This window comes from Caloranaerobacter ferrireducens (assembly GCF_001730685.1).
GTDB classification, from domain to species: domain Bacteria; phylum Bacillota; class Clostridia; order Tissierellales; family Thermohalobacteraceae; genus Caloranaerobacter; species Caloranaerobacter ferrireducens.
Window position 1 is genome coordinate 12,280 of the sequence record NZ_MDJR01000006.1, and the last position, 15,359, is coordinate 27,638.

A 15,359-nucleotide genomic window follows, 5' to 3' on the forward strand; every position below is an offset into this window, starting at 1 on the left:
TCGATTAATTCATCTGCTTAAGTCTGCCAGCTCTAGCCCAAATCGGTGTTTTTGTAGGTATTCTTCTTATATTTCTCACCTTAATTTCAGAAGCTGGCCTAGAGATACTTGCTGCAATAGCAGCTGTTATAACTGCTATTAGCTCTTCATCATCTTCTTCATTAATAGTTTCTTTTGGCACACTTTTTTCAGGTTTAATATCTTTTTTTTGCTCTTTATCTACCTTTTTATTATCTTTATAAAAGATAAATCTAAATCCATCTATAATATAAGAAATAATAAGTAGTGCCAAGAAAACTATACCCATACTAAATACTGTAACTATCAAAGCTTGACTTAAAGTAACCTTATCTCCTAGCAATTATATCACCTCTTTATAGGGGCATATTTCCGTGCTTCTTAGCCGGTCTATTTTCCCTCTTACTTGATAACATATCAAATGCACTAATAACTCTTTGTCTTGTAGTCATAGGTTCAATTATATCATCAACAAATCCCCTTGAAGCAGCTACATATGGATTTGCTACTGTATCTCTATACTCTTTAATCTTTTCAGTTCTTGTAGTTAATGGATCATCTGAATTCTGTATTTCTTTCCTGAAAATAATATTCGCAGCTCCTTCAGGTCCCATAACAGCAATTTCCGCATTAGGCCATGCAAATACAAAATCTGCACCCATATCTTTACTACACATGGCAAGATATGAACCACCATATGCCTTTCTTATAACCAAAGTAACCTTTGGTACAGTAGCCTCACTATATGCATATAGCATTTTTGCTCCATGTCTTATAATTCCACCATATTCTTGATCTGTTCCTGGTAAGAAGCCTGGAACATCTACTAAATTTAACAATGGTATATTAAAAGCGTCACAAGTTCTTATAAATCTTGAAGCTTTATCTGCAGCATTAATATCTAAACAACCAGCAAGTACCTTAGGTTGATTTGCAATTACCCCAACTGATTTACCATTTAATCTTATAAAACCTGTTATGATATTTTGAGCAAAATAAGGCTGTACTTCAAAGAAATCTCCATTATCAGCTATTATTTTTATTATTTCTTTCATATCATATGGTTTATTAGGATTGTCAGGTACAATCTCATTTAATATTTCATCTATTCTATTCATATCATCATCAGTATCAAATGCTGGAGGATCCTCTAAATTATTTGATGGTAAAAAGCTTAATAATTTTCTTATTCTATTTATAGCATCCTCTTCTGTACTATCAATAAAATGTGCAACTCCACTCACACTATTGTGAGTCATAGCTCCTCCAAGCTTTTCTGCAGAAACATCTTCGCCAGTTACAGTCTTAATAACCTGTGGTCCTGTAATAAACATCTTACTTGTATTCTCTATCATAAATATGAAGTCTGTAAGTGCTGGTGAATATACAGCTCCTCCTGCACATGGTCCCATAATTACTGATATCTGAGGAATAACTCCTGATGATATAGTATTTTTATAAAATATTCTACCATAACCTGATAAGGCATCTACACCTTCTTGTATTCTAGCTCCTCCTGAATCGTTTAATCCAATTATAGGTGCCCCCATTTTTAATGCCATATCCTGTACTTTGCAAATTTTAGCAGCATGCATTTCTCCTAGAGAACCACCTATAACAGTAAAATCTTGAGCATAAACGAATACAAGTCTACCATCGATTGTTCCATAACCAGTCACTACACCTTCCCCTGGTGCTTTCTTTTTATCCATTCCAAAATTAGTACATCTATGTTCAACGAAAGCATCTAATTCAACAAAACTTCCTTCATCAAGTAATAAATTTATTCTCTCTCTTGCTGTCAATTTACCACTTTTATGCTGCTTCTCTATTTTATCAATGCCTCCACCTAGCCTAATTTTCTCTTTAGCCGCCCTAAGCTTCTCTATCTTTTCAATTGACATGAATTTACCTCCTTAGTCATAAAACTCATTAGGTATATATATTAGTCTCTTTGACATAGTTCAATTAATACACCATAAGTGCTCTTTGGATGCAAGAAAGCTATTTTTGCACCACCTGCTCCGTATCTTGGCTTTTCATCTATCATTCTAATACCTTTACTTTTCATTTCTTCTATTGCTTTTTCTATATCGTCAACTCTATAAGCTATATGTTGAATTCCCTCTCCCTTTTTCTCAATATATCTTGCTATAGGTCCTTCCTTATCTGTTGACTCTAAAAGCTCAATTTCAGTATCGCCAATCGGTAAAAATGCTACTTTTACTTTTTGTTCTTCAACTATTTCAATTCCGTCTAATTTTAAGCCTAACACTTCTTGATAGAACTTCAAAGTTTCCTCTAAATTTTTAACTGCTATACCAATATGGTCTACCTTTTTTACCATTTTTTATCCTCCTTATTCTCCTAACATAGTAATGATTTTGTCCCTAGCAGTATAAGGATCTATTTCCCTTTTTGCAATTTTTTCAGACAATTTATCTAAATAATGCCCATTACTTGTCTTTTTCAGTACTATATCCATAAGTTTCTCTTCTACTAATTTCAATACCTCTAATCTAGCATTTGCTAATCGTCGTTTATCAAATTCACCAGAGTTAATCATATACTCTCTATGCTCAATTATTTTTGCTAAAAGCTCATCGATACCTGTATTATTAGATGCTGATACTTTAAGTACAGGTGGTTTCCAACCTCTATTTTCTCCAAACTCAAGCATCATTTCTATCTCTAAAGCAGTTTTATCTGCTCCATCTAAATCGCTTTTATTTACTGCAAATATATCCCCTATTTCCATAACACCAGCCTTTATAGCTTGTATATCATCTCCTAAACCTGGTACCATAATCATAACAACAGTGTCTGCTATTTTAACTATATCAACTTCAGATTGACCAACCCCAACAGTCTCAACAAAAATATAATCTACTCCAAAAATATCTAATATCTTAATTGCTCCGTATGTTGCTTTCGAAAGTCCTCCTAATGAACCTCTAGTACCCATACTTCTAATAAATACACCAGGATCAGTTGCTAAATCTTGCATTCTTATTCTATCGCCTAATATCGCTCCACCTGTAAAGGGACTGGTAGGGTCTACTGCAATTATCCCAACCTTTTTGCCTCTTTTTCTTAATTCCTTTACTAATTTATCTGTTAAAGTACTTTTGCCACCACCAGGGGGCCCTGTTATACCAATGACATGAGCTTTTCCAGTGTGTTTATAAAGCTTCTTAATAAGATTTACTGCTTCACTACTACCCATCTCAAACATTGATATAAGTCTTGCACAAGCTCTCTTGTCACCTTCAAGTAGTCTTTTTTCAAGCTCCAAATTATTGCACCACCTAAAAATTGCTATTTTCTTTTAACATGTTCCCTAATATAGTCTATTGCTACTGATGTAGGAGTCCCAGGAGTAAATATTTCTGATATTCCTGCTTCTTTCAAGAAAGGTATATCATCCTCAGGAATAACTCCACCACCTACTACTAAAACATCTTCAGCTCCTTGTTCTCTTAATAAATTAACTACTTTTGGAAATAAATGATTATGAGCACCTGATAATATACTCATAGCCACTACATCTACATCTTCTTGAATAGCAGCTGCAACAATTTGCTCTGGAGTTTGTCTTAAACCTGTATAAATAACTTCCATGCCAGCATCTCTAAGTGCTCTAGCAATTACTTTTGCTCCTCTATCATGCCCATCTAGGCCTGGCTTGGCTACTAGTACTCTAATAGGTCTTTCACTCATTATTAAACCTCCTCAAAGATAATAGTATAAGTTTTGCCAAAACAAAACTAACCCTTTTAGTTTACATTTTTATAGAATTATTGAAGGCTGATATTCTCCAAACTCTTCTCTTAGCACGCCACAGATTTCTCCTAGTGTAGCATAGGCTTTAACCGCATCTAAAATATATGGCATTGTATTTTCATTAGTTCTCGCAGCTTTTCTTAAAGCCTCAAGAGTTTCTTTTACTTTTTCATTATCTCTTTCTGCTCTTAATTTTCTTAATTTTTCTTTTTGCAACTCACCTACTGAAGGATCTACTTTTAATATGTCTTTGTGACCTTCTTCTTCTATTTGATATTTATTAACACCAACTACTATTCTCTTTCCTGTTTCTACTTCCATTTGATATCTATATGCACTATCTTGAATTTCTTTTTGTATAAATCCTTTCTCTATAGCTTTAGGAGAACCACCAAGCTCATCTATTTTCTTGATGTACTCATAAGCTTCCTCTTCTATTCTCTTAGTTAAGCTTTCTATATAATATGAACCTGCTAATGGATCTATAGTTTCAGTAACTCCACTTTCATGAGCCACTATTTGCTGAGTCCTTAAAGCTATTCTAACTGAATCTTCTGTTGGTAATGCCAATGCTTCATCTCTAGAATTAGTATGAAGTGATTGAGTTCCACCTAATACAGCTGCTAAAGTTTGAATTGTTACACGAATTATATTATTATCCGGCTGCTGAGCTGTTAGAGTAGAACCAGCTGTTTGAGTATGGAATTTCATAATCATTGATTTCTTGTTCTTAGCATTAAATCTTTCTTTCATAATTCTTGCCCATAATTTTCTCGCTGCTCTAAACTTAGCAACTTCTTCTAATAAGTCATTATGAGCATTGAAGAAGAATGATAATCTAGGTGCAAATGAATCAACATCAAGTCCAGCTTTAATAGCTGCCTCAACATAAGCTATACCATTGGCAATAGTAAATGCAACCTCTTGAACAGCTGTAGAACCTGCTTCTCTTATATGGTATCCACTGATACTTATTGTATTCCAATTTGGAACATTCTTTGAGCAGTATTCAAATATATCTGTAATAAGTCTCATTGAAGGTTGAGGTGGGAATATATAAGTTCCTCTTGCTATATATTCCTTTAAAATATCATTTTGTATAGTTCCTCTTAATTTATCCTTTGATACTCCTTGCTTTTCTGCTACTGCTATATACATAGCCAATAATACTGCAGCAGGAGCATTTATAGTCATAGAAGTACTTACCTTATCTAGAGGAATACCATCAAAAAGAATCTCCATATCTTTTAGAGAATCTACCGCAACTCCAACCTTACCTACCTCTCCCTCTGAAAGAGGATGATCTGAATCGTATCCAATCTGAGTTGGTAAGTCAAAAGCTACACTAAGCCCAGTCTGTCCTTGCTCTAGTAAGTACTTATACCTCTTATTTGACTCTTCTGCTGTTGCAAAACCTGCGTATTGTCTCATTGTCCAAAGCCTACCTCTATACATCGTAGGCTGTACACCACGTGTAAATGGATATTGTCCAGGATACCCTAAATCTTCATTATAGTCCAAATCCTTAATATCTTCTGGTGTATAAAGTCTCTTAACTTCCAATCCTGAACCTGTTGTGAATTTTTCTTTTCTTTCAGGAAATCTTGAAATAGTTTTTGATAATGTAGAATTTTCCCATTCCTTTTTAGCATCTGAAATTTTTTCTAGTTTTTCATTATCAAACATCTGTAATCCTCCTTTTTAAGTAGGCCATGGTTTAATACGGACAGTTAAGCAAATGTTTTCCTGCCCAAATATAGACTATTATACAATTCAAAATTTTGCAATATATATTTCAATTTTTTTAAATATTGAAGTATATTTTTCACAAATAGAATTATTCTATACATAAAAAATTATTCCTCTAATTATTTATTATTTTTCCTAATTAATTTTTTGCTCGATTGGTAATTTATTGAAACAAAAGATTGTAAAAGGATATTTTAGTCATTCGCTATTGGCTTTTGGCTATATGGTTTTATACTATATTTCAAAAAAAATAGAAGCATAAGCTCTTTAAACTTATGCTTCTATTTTTTATTTATCTTTTCAAAAAACTCTTTTACATTTATTATATATCTAGTATGTGTACCTTTGCCTATTAATTTTTCCTCATCATAAGCCTCTACATCAAAATATAATTTTTTACCATCTATCTTTGTAAGTTTTGCTATACCTTTTACTTTCATACCAACTGGTGTAGCTCCTAAATGCTTAATATCTACATGTATTCCTACAGTTGCATAACCTTCTCCTAATTCCTTATCTACTGCATTCAATGCAGCATTTTCCATAAGCCCTATCATCATTGGTGTCGCAAAAACATAAACATCTCCACTACCAAATTTCGCAGCTGTATCATCTTCAGTTACTATCTTCTCTGCTATACCTTCTAAGCCAACTTTCAAATTAAACTCCATATACCCACCTTCCCTTTCTCTCTTTCTTTAATATCAAGAATTTATATCCAACTTTTATTATAACATAACTAAAAAAAAAAGTGGTCAATGACCACTTTACTCCATAGTAAATATTTCTTCAAATTCTTTAGCATCAAGCGTTTCTTTTTCCAATAGAGCCTCTGCTACTCTATGAAGCTTATCTATATTTTCTTTTAATAAGTCCTCAGCTGTATGATAAGCCTTATCTATTATACTTCTCATTTCCCTATCTATAGCAGCTGCTACTTCTTCACTATAATTTCTGCTTCTAGTTAAATCTCTTCCTAAGAAAACTTCATCTGTATCTGTACCATATGTCATAGGTCCCAATTTTTCACTCATACCATAATGTGTTACCATATCTCTTGCTATCTTAGTAGCTCGCTCTAGATCATTCTGAGCTCCTGTACTAATATCATCTAAAACTAATTTTTCAGCTACTCTACCACCAAGAAGATGTACTAATGTCTCTTCCATTTCTGTTTTAGACATATAATATTTGTCTTCTTTAGGTAGTATCATTGTAAACCCACCGGCTCTGCCTCTTGGAATAATACTTATTAAATGAACCGGATCTGTATTAGGTAATAATCTCGCTACAACAGCATGCCCAGCTTCATGATACGCTGTAAGCTTTCTTTCTTTTTCACTTATTACTCTACTTTTCTTTTCAGGTCCTGCTATCACCTTAGTTATAGCTTCTTCAATTAATTCCATCGGTATTTTCTTTAGATTTTTTCTTGCAGTCAATAGTGCTGCCTCATTTAATAAATTTTCCAAATCAGCTGGAGTAAATCCAGGAGTTCTTCTTGCTACAACTTTAAGATCAACATCATCATCTAGCGGTTTACCTCTAGTGTGTACTCTTAAAATAGCTTCTCTACCTTTAATGTCTGGTACCCCCACATAAACTTGTCTATCAAATCTTCCTGGCCTTAAAAGTGCAGGGTCTAATATATCAGGTCTGTTTGTAGCTGCTATAACAATAATCCCTTCATTTACACCAAAACCATCCATTTCAACAAGAAGCTGATTCAAAGTTTGCTCTCTTTCATCATGTCCTCCACCTAATCCAGCACCTCTTCTTCTACCAACAGCATCTATCTCATCAATAAAAACTATGCAAGGAGCGTTCTTTTTTGCTTGTTCAAATAAATCCCTTACCCTTGAAGCACCTACTCCTACGAACATCTCAACGAAATCAGAACCACTTATACTAAAAAAAGGTACGCCTGCTTCTCCTGCAACAGCTCTAGATAAATATGTTTTACCAGTACCAGGAGGACCAACCATTAAAATTCCTTTAGGTATTCTAGCACCTAATTCAATATACTTTCTTGGATTTTTAAGAAAATCTACTACTTCTTTAAGCTCTTCTTTTTCTTCTTCCAATCCAGCTACATCTTTAAATGTTATCTTCTTTCTATCATCATCTTTATGCAGTCTTGCTCTGCTCTTTCCGAAATTCATAACCTTACTTCCGCCACCTTGTGACTGCTGCATAAATACAAACCAAAAAACAATAAATATTAGTATCATAAAAATTGTTGGAAGAATATTTAAAAGCCAAGGTGTTTCAGGTGGTTTTTCACCAGCGTATCTTATCTTATTTTTATCTATTAGGTCCTTTAAATAATCTTCATAAAGGTCTTCCTCTGTCCCTTCTGGAAGTATTAATGTAAATGCCGTTCCATCTTTCAATTTACCTGTAATTGTACCTTCTTCTCTCACTATAGTAATAGAATCAACATTATTACTTTTTATCTGCTGAACTAATTCAGTAAAATCAAATTGTTTAACTTCTCCAACTGGTCTATTCAAAAGCTGAACTGCTACTACAATTATTATGAACATCAGTAGATAGAAACTTATTCCTCTGAAATATCTTTTCAACTAGAGTCCTCCTCTCACTGCCCTAAATCTCTCATATTAAAATATTTTACCATAATGGCAATTAAAACACAACAATACCCTAAGGAGGTTATCTTTTAATTTATTATTCATAAACTTCTTCTTTAAGAACACATACATATGGTAAATTTCTGTATTTTTCATTAAAATCTAATCCGTAACCCACAACAAATTCATCTGGTATTGTAAATCCTATATAATCTACTTTAACTTTAGCTTTCCTTCTCTCAGGTTTATCAAGCAAAGTACATATCTTTACACTTCTAGGGCCTCTAGACTTAAGATTTTCAACTAAATAACTTAAAGTTAATCCTGTATCTATTATATCTTCTACAATCAATACATCTTTACCTTCAATGCTTGAATCTAAATCCTTTAAAATTCTTACAACTCCTGATGATTGTGTTGATGAACCATAACTAGATACAGCCATAAAATCCATATTTAATGGTAAGTCAATATTTTTACATAAATCTGACATAAACATTACTGCCCCTTTAAGCACACAAATTACAACTAAATCCTTATCCTTATAATCTTTAGTTATCTCTTGACCTAATTCTTTGATTCTTTTTTGTAATTCATCTGTTTCAATTAATATTTGGCGAATATCTTGTTTCATATAAATCCTCCTTATATTTAATTTGTATCTTTAAAACCCTTTTGGTTTCAGGTTTAATTTTATAAAGCTCACTTGTTCTATATCCTACAACCCAAATAATATTACAATCATCTACTAAAAGAGGTATTTTATCTCTTATATCTCTAGGAATTTTTAAATCTATAAAAAAATCTTTTAGTTTCTTTTTTCCTTTCATTCCTAAAGGAAAAAATTTATCTCCAGGTTTTCTATTTCTAATATATAAGTTTCCATATATTTTATCATAATCAAAGTATTTTATAAACCTATTAGTTTTATTTATATCAACTTCATTAACATCTAATATTTCCGTAATTATTTCAATCTTTAACTCATCAATTTTTGTTATTTTTTCTATATCAATTATATACTCATAATTTGGTATTTCATCCTTTAAATCTATTTTTTCTACTGTAAAATACCCATAGCCTATACTAATTTGTATATTTTTAGGTAAATGAATCCTTTTTCCTGTATTATTATTAAACACAAGATTAATAGCGTCATATATATGCTTTTCTTCTATTCCCTTAATATGTCCTAATAATTTCTCAATAGCTATTCTCAATATCCTTGACTTTATAGAATCATGCTGATCTAAAAATTTTTCTCTACTTATAATGATCTTATTTTTAGTCTCTTTATGTATCATTTGCTCATATTTTTCTAGAGCATGCTTTTTTAAAAAATCACTATCTACAGCCATCAATCTCGAAGTTCTATAAATAGTATCAATAAAATTTTCATTAAAGTTCTCTTTGATAAAAGGAATAAGTTCAAGTCTAATTTTATTTCTACTATAAATCGGTTTAAAATTTGTCTTATCAATTCTAACTTCAATATTATTTTCCTTTATATATCTTTCAATCTCATCCCTACTAACATCTAACAATGGCCTTATAACATCCCCATTTTTATAATCCATTCCCTTTAAACCATCTAATCCTGTTCCCCTTATAAATCTCATCATTAAAGTTTCTGCTTGGTCATTTTTATTATGAGCAACTGCAATCTTACCATTTCCTATCTGTGATAACACTTGTCTAAAAAAACTATATCTTATCTCTCTACCAGCTTCCTCTTCAGAAAGCCTATTTTCTTTAGCATATTTAGACATATCTACTTTTATTGAATAAAAAGGAATTCCTAATTTATCAGCTACTTCCCTTACATATTCTTCGTCTTCGTCCGCTTCTTTACCTCTAACACCATGATTAACATGCGCAACATACAATTTGAAATCAATTTTTTTCTTAGCTTCTCTTAGAACATAAAGAAGAGCCATTGAATCAGGCCCTCCCGAAACACCTACAACAATATTATCTCCTTTTTCAATTAAGTTGTTTTTTATAATAGTATTTATTACTTTTTCCTTCATATAATCACCTATCTTATTAGCATCTAAAAATTCTTTGACTGTCAGCTGTTAGCTATCAACTGTCCTATTTCTATTATACATAAAATTTTATTCCTAAAAATATAGTTAATACAAAAAAACATATACTCGCTATAAATATTAAATTAATAACATCATTACTAATTATAGACCTATTATTAACTGATTCAATGAAAAGCATTTTTAATCTTTCTATATAGCAGTTTATATCATTAATTTTATTTAATAAACCATCTTTTATAAATATTTTAAGTTTTTCACTTACATTAAGTGAATCTATAATCACTAATACTTCTTTCATAGAAATATGAAAAGGGTCATATTCACGTCTGGTAATAAGGCATACCATTAACATAGTTGTACTGAAAATCAACCTTTCAATATGTGAATTTTTATTTTCTATTCCCCATGAATTTATATCATATGTAGGAGTAAATTCTTTGATGCATCCATTTTTTTTAAATACCCCACCAAAATCCACAAACATTACCTTTTTAGTCTTTCTATCTACTATGATATTCTCTAGTTTTAAATCTCCATAAATATATCCCATCTGATAAAGTTTGTTTATAAGTCCCGATAATATTAATGATATTCCTAAAACTTCTCTTATACTTAATTTATCTTTATTAATAATTTCTTTTAAATTATCTCCTTCTATATACTCCATAACAATGTAGTAATATCTCCTGTTCTTATATACCCAATCATCAATTTCATAAACTTTAGGTATATTATTTAATAAGGGGAGTTTTTGTATAATTTCAAATTCTCTAGTTAAAGACATTATATCTTCACTTATTTTCAATGCTTTTACATATCCTCTATAATCTATAACCTTAAATACTGTACCTACTCCACCCTGACCTATTTTTTCAAGTACTGTATATTCATTTTTATACCATTTACCTTCAATTTTATCTCCTCTCTTAAGCATTCAAACTCCCCCAAAGTTATAAATTTACACTATGTTTGCTGCAAGTATCCCTTTGTTCATTTCTTTTACATCTAATAACATTTCTATAGCCCTTTGCAGAGCTGGTCCTGTTGGAGTTGTCCCACCTGTAGTTATATTGTTTAGACTTTTCTTTAATTCATCAATATCTTCTGTAAAATCACAAATAGTTTTATAAAATTCATAATCTGCACCTGGGAAACCTACAACTGCGATTTCTGTTTTACCTTTTCTCTGCTTAAGTATTCTCAATAAATTAATAATGCTATTTCTAGCTATACTTACCTTGTTCGTCATACTGCCACTTAAATCAATAACTATACAGCATCTAATGTCCACTTCTTCACCAAGTTTATCAATGACATCAATTATTTTCCTCCTAGATTCAGGATTAAAATCTTCTAACCCCTCTCCAAGTATATTTTTTAATTCTTTATTTACAGCTTCTTGTATAGTCTTGTGAACTGTTTTTATTGTTAACATTTCCATAGTTTTCGAAAAACTCTCCAAATCTGTTATTTCCCATATTCCTCCTCCTTGGTTAGCTATCTGTTGAATCTCAGCTAGCGGCTTTTCTTTTGTCCGATTATTTACTATCCCTATAGTACTTACAATTATCCCCATTTCCTTGGCTTTTTTAGATACCTCGACAGGGTCTATACCTACATTAGATTCCCCATCACTTACCAATATTATTTGTTTTATTAATCCTTTCTTATCCATTTTATTCCTCCTACCGTTTTTTTAGTAATTATTGACAATATAATATTTCGTATTCATTTTTTACTCCTAAACAACAGTTTGTCCTTAATTATATATATTTTCTTTACTGACTTAATATTCAAAACAAAATCTTTAATTTTTAAAAATTTTAAGGTAGATTTTGTTGAAATCCATAAACGGAAATTATATTTAAATATAAAAAAAGCGGCTAATGCCGCTTTCAAACTGTTGACAAACTTATTCTTTTAAAATATTTATGAAAATAAAAGCGAATGCTTGAAAGAATTTAGTTAAAAAAACTTGGTGAAAATTTTCGAGAAAATCCGTGGGCTTAGCAGGACGCTAAGCCAGCATCCTACAAAACAGGACGTCTTGATTAGGTGCGTTAGGATTTTCTAAAAATTTGAGCCTTAAGTTTTTTCTAAATTCTTTCGCATGAGCGTTATTTTCATATATAACTTACTTTTTCAATAAACTCAAAGCGACTAATACCGCTTTTTTACCTTCTCTTCCAAACCTTAGTTACAAGAACTGTCATATCATCCTTATTTTTATCAGTACTTACTGATTTGGCTATATTAATTATCTCTGTAGCAATTTTTTGAGGGTTAACGCTAGATATACTACTAATAACCTCTGCCATCCATTTTTCTTTATCATCTACTTTATCATTGGAATCCAAAACACCGTCTGACATCATTATTATTAAATCCCCATCTTCTATATTATCTTCATAGACCTGAAAATCCACATCTTTTAATATACCTACAGGTAAACTATTAGCATTTATTATATCTACTCTGTCTTTTCTCTTTATAAATGTTGGAGCAGAACCAATTTTAATAAATTGCGCCTTACCCATATATAAATCTATTATAGTCATATCAACAGTTGAAAACATTTCGTCAGACGATTTTAAAAGTAAAATTGAGTTAATAGTTTTAAGTGCTAATTCTTTATCAAAACCTGCCTCTAAAAACTTTTCTAGAAGTGAAATAGTAATATTACTTTCTTGATTTGCCTTTCTACCTACTCCCATTCCATCACTTAAAGCTATAAAATAGTCATTTTCATTCTCACCAAAAGTATAACTATCACCTGAAACATAATTAAATGACTCGTCCCATTTACAAACCTTTGTTATAGCACCAAATCTATTTGCTTTTATAAGTTTTAGACTACATCTATTATTCTTTCCAGGTATGCTGCAGCTAAATTTATCTCTAGTTAAATCAAAACCCACGACTTTTGAAACAATAGGTATAATATCCTTCAAACATATACCTTTTCCTTTGCAAGACTTTAATTCCAATAAAATTTCAAATTTCCCATCCTGAAATTGTGTGCAATTTACTTCTTTTATATCAATTCCATTTTCTTTAAGCTTTAAATAGATTTCTTTCTCTAAATCATCTACAAATCTAATATCTTTATAAATAGTATTTGCCAAATCATTTATTATAGTAGCTACTCCTTCTAACTGATCAGTTACTAATTGTCTACTTTCTAAAATCTTCTTCTCCCATCTATGATTAACTCTGTATATATCAAAGAGGTAATTGCATTTATCTATTATATATTGAGGTTTCAAGCATCTTTTTCTAAAATATTCTGGCAATGAATTTTTATTTATATTTCCATTAAGTTCTATTAAACTCATAATATCAAACATAGAATGATATGCAGTGTAAAAATCTTGTTCCCAGCAAAATTTATACATACTACAGTCTTTACAAACATCATTAACTACTTCATCTACAAAATTCGATATGTCTTTCTGCTGTGAAAAACTTTTTGTTTCTGCTGCTTTTTTAAACGTTGATGCTAACTCATTAAATACATTAGATACTTCTTTTAATCTTTTATAAGTTATATCCCTTATTCTTTTACTATATTGTATATTTGAATAAGTCAAACCATTATTCCCAAATATTACTCCATGATTTTTTTCTATAGAAATAGCTAATATAAAAAATATAAAAATACCAACTGCAATCTCCTTATATAAAAGCATACTTTCTACAAAACCATTTATATAAAAAGACATTATAGCATTTCCTATAATAAACCCTAAACTAGTTCCTAATTTCCCTAAATCCTTAAATAATCCACCTAACAATCCTGAAAAACCGTATACTGAAATAATTAGTGGTATATTGTTATTTGACATTCCTGTTATCAAACCAATTGTCACTCCAATAGTAGTTCCAAATGCTGGTCCTTTAAAATAGGCAAATATTAAAATAATAACTACTCCAATAATTCTTTTTAAAGATAAATCTAAAATAGTTATATCTCCTAACCCCGAAACAGCTAATGAGATCATTATTGCCCCACTTATAATTTCTTCATTTGTAAAGACATCACTTAATCTTCTTTCAAAAATAGAAATACTATATGAAAAAATATATGTTAATGTAAATACTATTACACCTTCAAATATCGCCATAATAAAATCATACATATAAAAGGTACTTATAAGTAATAAAACAGTTTTTGTCATAATTAATAACAGAGGTGACAAAATAGAATATTTTAACGTGTTTACTCTAATTCTATTTTTTAAAATTCCATTTAAGAAAAATAATGACCATATTACCACTAAATAATGATATGCACTCATACCATGAATACTTAATATTCCAAGAGACGAAAGTACTATTATCCCTAAAGCATTACCATATCTAATTAAATACGCCGTTAAAAATGCAATTCCAAAAGGGGTTAATCCATCCATTATAGATGCTCGCGATATAAATAATGCTAAAAGACCTATTGCTATATTTTTAAAGTTCAGTTTTAAAACTAAATTCCTTAAAATTTTAAAAAAAGTATTTTCCTCTTTAACCGTAAGTAATTCAGCTCTGTTTATCATTTGAGATCCCCCACCCCATATTTGATTTTCTGTTATTTTATCAAATAAATTATGAGATATTTGTCAATTAGGGTTGTCCTATTCAAAAAACTTTTTGACAAAAATTATGCTTCTTTTAGTTGAAATCTAAAAAATGGACATATATTTCATCAGCACATTTTTCTCAAAACACAAAAAATTTATATATAATTAGAAACCAAACTTGTTGCTATCAAAATTTTAGAAAAAAAAAGCGACTTTAATCTTAAGTCGCTCTTTGTCATAAATTGGTTATTTTTAGTTGCCAATACCTTTAATAAATTTATTTTTATTTTTCTCCTTATCTATATAAATTATTTCACCAGGTTTAAGCATATTCAATTCTTCTCTAGCAATTTTTTCAATAAACTCAGGTGTATCAGCATATCTAATTTTATCTTGAAGTTCTGCAATTTCTACGTTCAAACTATTAATCTTATCCTCTTTTGCTTTTCTTTCTTGTTCTAAATCTCTCATCATTTTTTCCTGATTAAAAAATATAGTACTTAAATAAAATAAACATGCTAATAATAATATGTATCTAAGTCTAAACCTTCTTTTCTGTTTAGTTTGGCGCATAATAAACCCTCCAACTTTTT

General features: G+C 30.5%; 14 protein-coding genes. All 14 read right to left on the reverse strand.

Annotation, left to right across the window (positions count from 1 at the left end):
• Nucleotides 1–4 precede the first annotated feature (4 nt).
• The 14 genes from BFN48_RS09200 to BFN48_RS09265 all read right to left on the reverse strand — a co-directional run bounded on the left by BFN48_RS09200 (nt 5) and on the right by BFN48_RS09265 (nt 15,339).
• Complete coding sequence (locus tag BFN48_RS09200) at nt 5–361, reverse strand: OadG family protein (protein WP_083238888.1); 357 nt, start codon at nt 359–361, stop codon at nt 5–7.
• A 13-nt stretch (nt 362–374) separates the two neighbouring features.
• Entirely contained in the window at nt 375–1,922 is a 1,548-nt protein-coding gene (locus tag BFN48_RS09205; RefSeq protein WP_069650617.1) for an acyl-CoA carboxylase subunit beta, read from the reverse strand.
• Between the two features lie 41 nt (nt 1,923–1,963).
• A complete protein-coding gene (gene mce, locus BFN48_RS09210) occupies nt 1,964–2,365 on the reverse strand; it encodes a methylmalonyl-CoA epimerase (protein ID WP_069650618.1) in 402 nt (133 codons plus the stop codon).
• A gap of 12 nt (nt 2,366–2,377) precedes the next feature.
• Nucleotides 2,378–3,313, reverse strand: a complete 936-nt coding sequence (meaB, locus tag BFN48_RS09215) for a methylmalonyl Co-A mutase-associated GTPase MeaB (protein ID WP_069650619.1) — start codon at nt 3,311–3,313, stop codon at nt 2,378–2,380.
• A gap of 23 nt (nt 3,314–3,336) precedes the next feature.
• Nucleotides 3,337–3,738, reverse strand: coding sequence for a cobalamin B12-binding domain-containing protein (locus BFN48_RS09220; RefSeq protein ID WP_069650620.1), 402 nt, complete (start codon nt 3,736–3,738; stop codon nt 3,337–3,339).
• Between the two features lie 69 nt (nt 3,739–3,807).
• Complete coding sequence (locus tag BFN48_RS09225) at nt 3,808–5,487, reverse strand: acyl-CoA mutase large subunit family protein (protein WP_069650621.1); 1,680 nt, start codon at nt 5,485–5,487, stop codon at nt 3,808–3,810.
• A 344-nt stretch (nt 5,488–5,831) separates the two neighbouring features.
• Nucleotides 5,832–6,221, reverse strand: a complete 390-nt coding sequence (locus BFN48_RS09230) for a thioesterase family protein (RefSeq protein ID WP_069650622.1) — start codon at nt 6,219–6,221, stop codon at nt 5,832–5,834.
• A gap of 96 nt (nt 6,222–6,317) precedes the next feature.
• Complete coding sequence (gene ftsH / locus BFN48_RS09235; RefSeq protein ID WP_242863257.1) at nt 6,318–8,135, reverse strand: ATP-dependent zinc metalloprotease FtsH; 1,818 nt, start codon at nt 8,133–8,135, stop codon at nt 6,318–6,320.
• Nucleotides 8,136–8,238: 103 nt separating this feature from the next.
• Nucleotides 8,239–8,775: a hypoxanthine phosphoribosyltransferase gene (gene hpt, locus BFN48_RS09240; protein ID WP_069650623.1), complete on the reverse strand. Its 537-nt coding sequence runs from the start codon at nt 8,773–8,775 to the stop codon at nt 8,239–8,241.
• Entirely contained in the window at nt 8,744–10,171 is a 1,428-nt protein-coding gene (gene tilS, locus BFN48_RS09245; RefSeq protein ID WP_069650624.1) for a tRNA lysidine(34) synthetase TilS, read from the reverse strand. Before tilS ends, hpt begins: the two co-directional genes overlap by 32 nt.
• 73 nt (nt 10,172–10,244) lie before the next feature.
• The gene (locus tag BFN48_RS09250; protein WP_069650625.1) at nt 10,245–11,126 is read right to left on the reverse strand and encodes a protein kinase domain-containing protein; all 882 of its coding nucleotides are present in this window, start codon (nt 11,124–11,126) and stop codon (nt 10,245–10,247) included.
• Between the two features lie 24 nt (nt 11,127–11,150).
• Nucleotides 11,151–11,867 (reverse strand): vWA domain-containing protein, encoded by a 717-nt coding sequence (locus tag BFN48_RS09255; RefSeq protein WP_069650626.1) that lies wholly within the window; start codon nt 11,865–11,867, stop codon nt 11,151–11,153.
• A 499-nt stretch (nt 11,868–12,366) separates the two neighbouring features.
• A complete protein-coding gene (gene spoIIE / locus BFN48_RS09260) occupies nt 12,367–14,742 on the reverse strand; it encodes a stage II sporulation protein E (protein ID WP_069650627.1) in 2,376 nt (791 codons plus the stop codon).
• A 276-nt stretch (nt 14,743–15,018) separates the two neighbouring features.
• Nucleotides 15,019–15,339 (reverse strand): FtsB family cell division protein, encoded by a 321-nt coding sequence (locus BFN48_RS09265; protein ID WP_069650628.1) that lies wholly within the window; start codon nt 15,337–15,339, stop codon nt 15,019–15,021.
• Between the last annotated feature and the right edge of the window lie 20 nt (nt 15,340–15,359).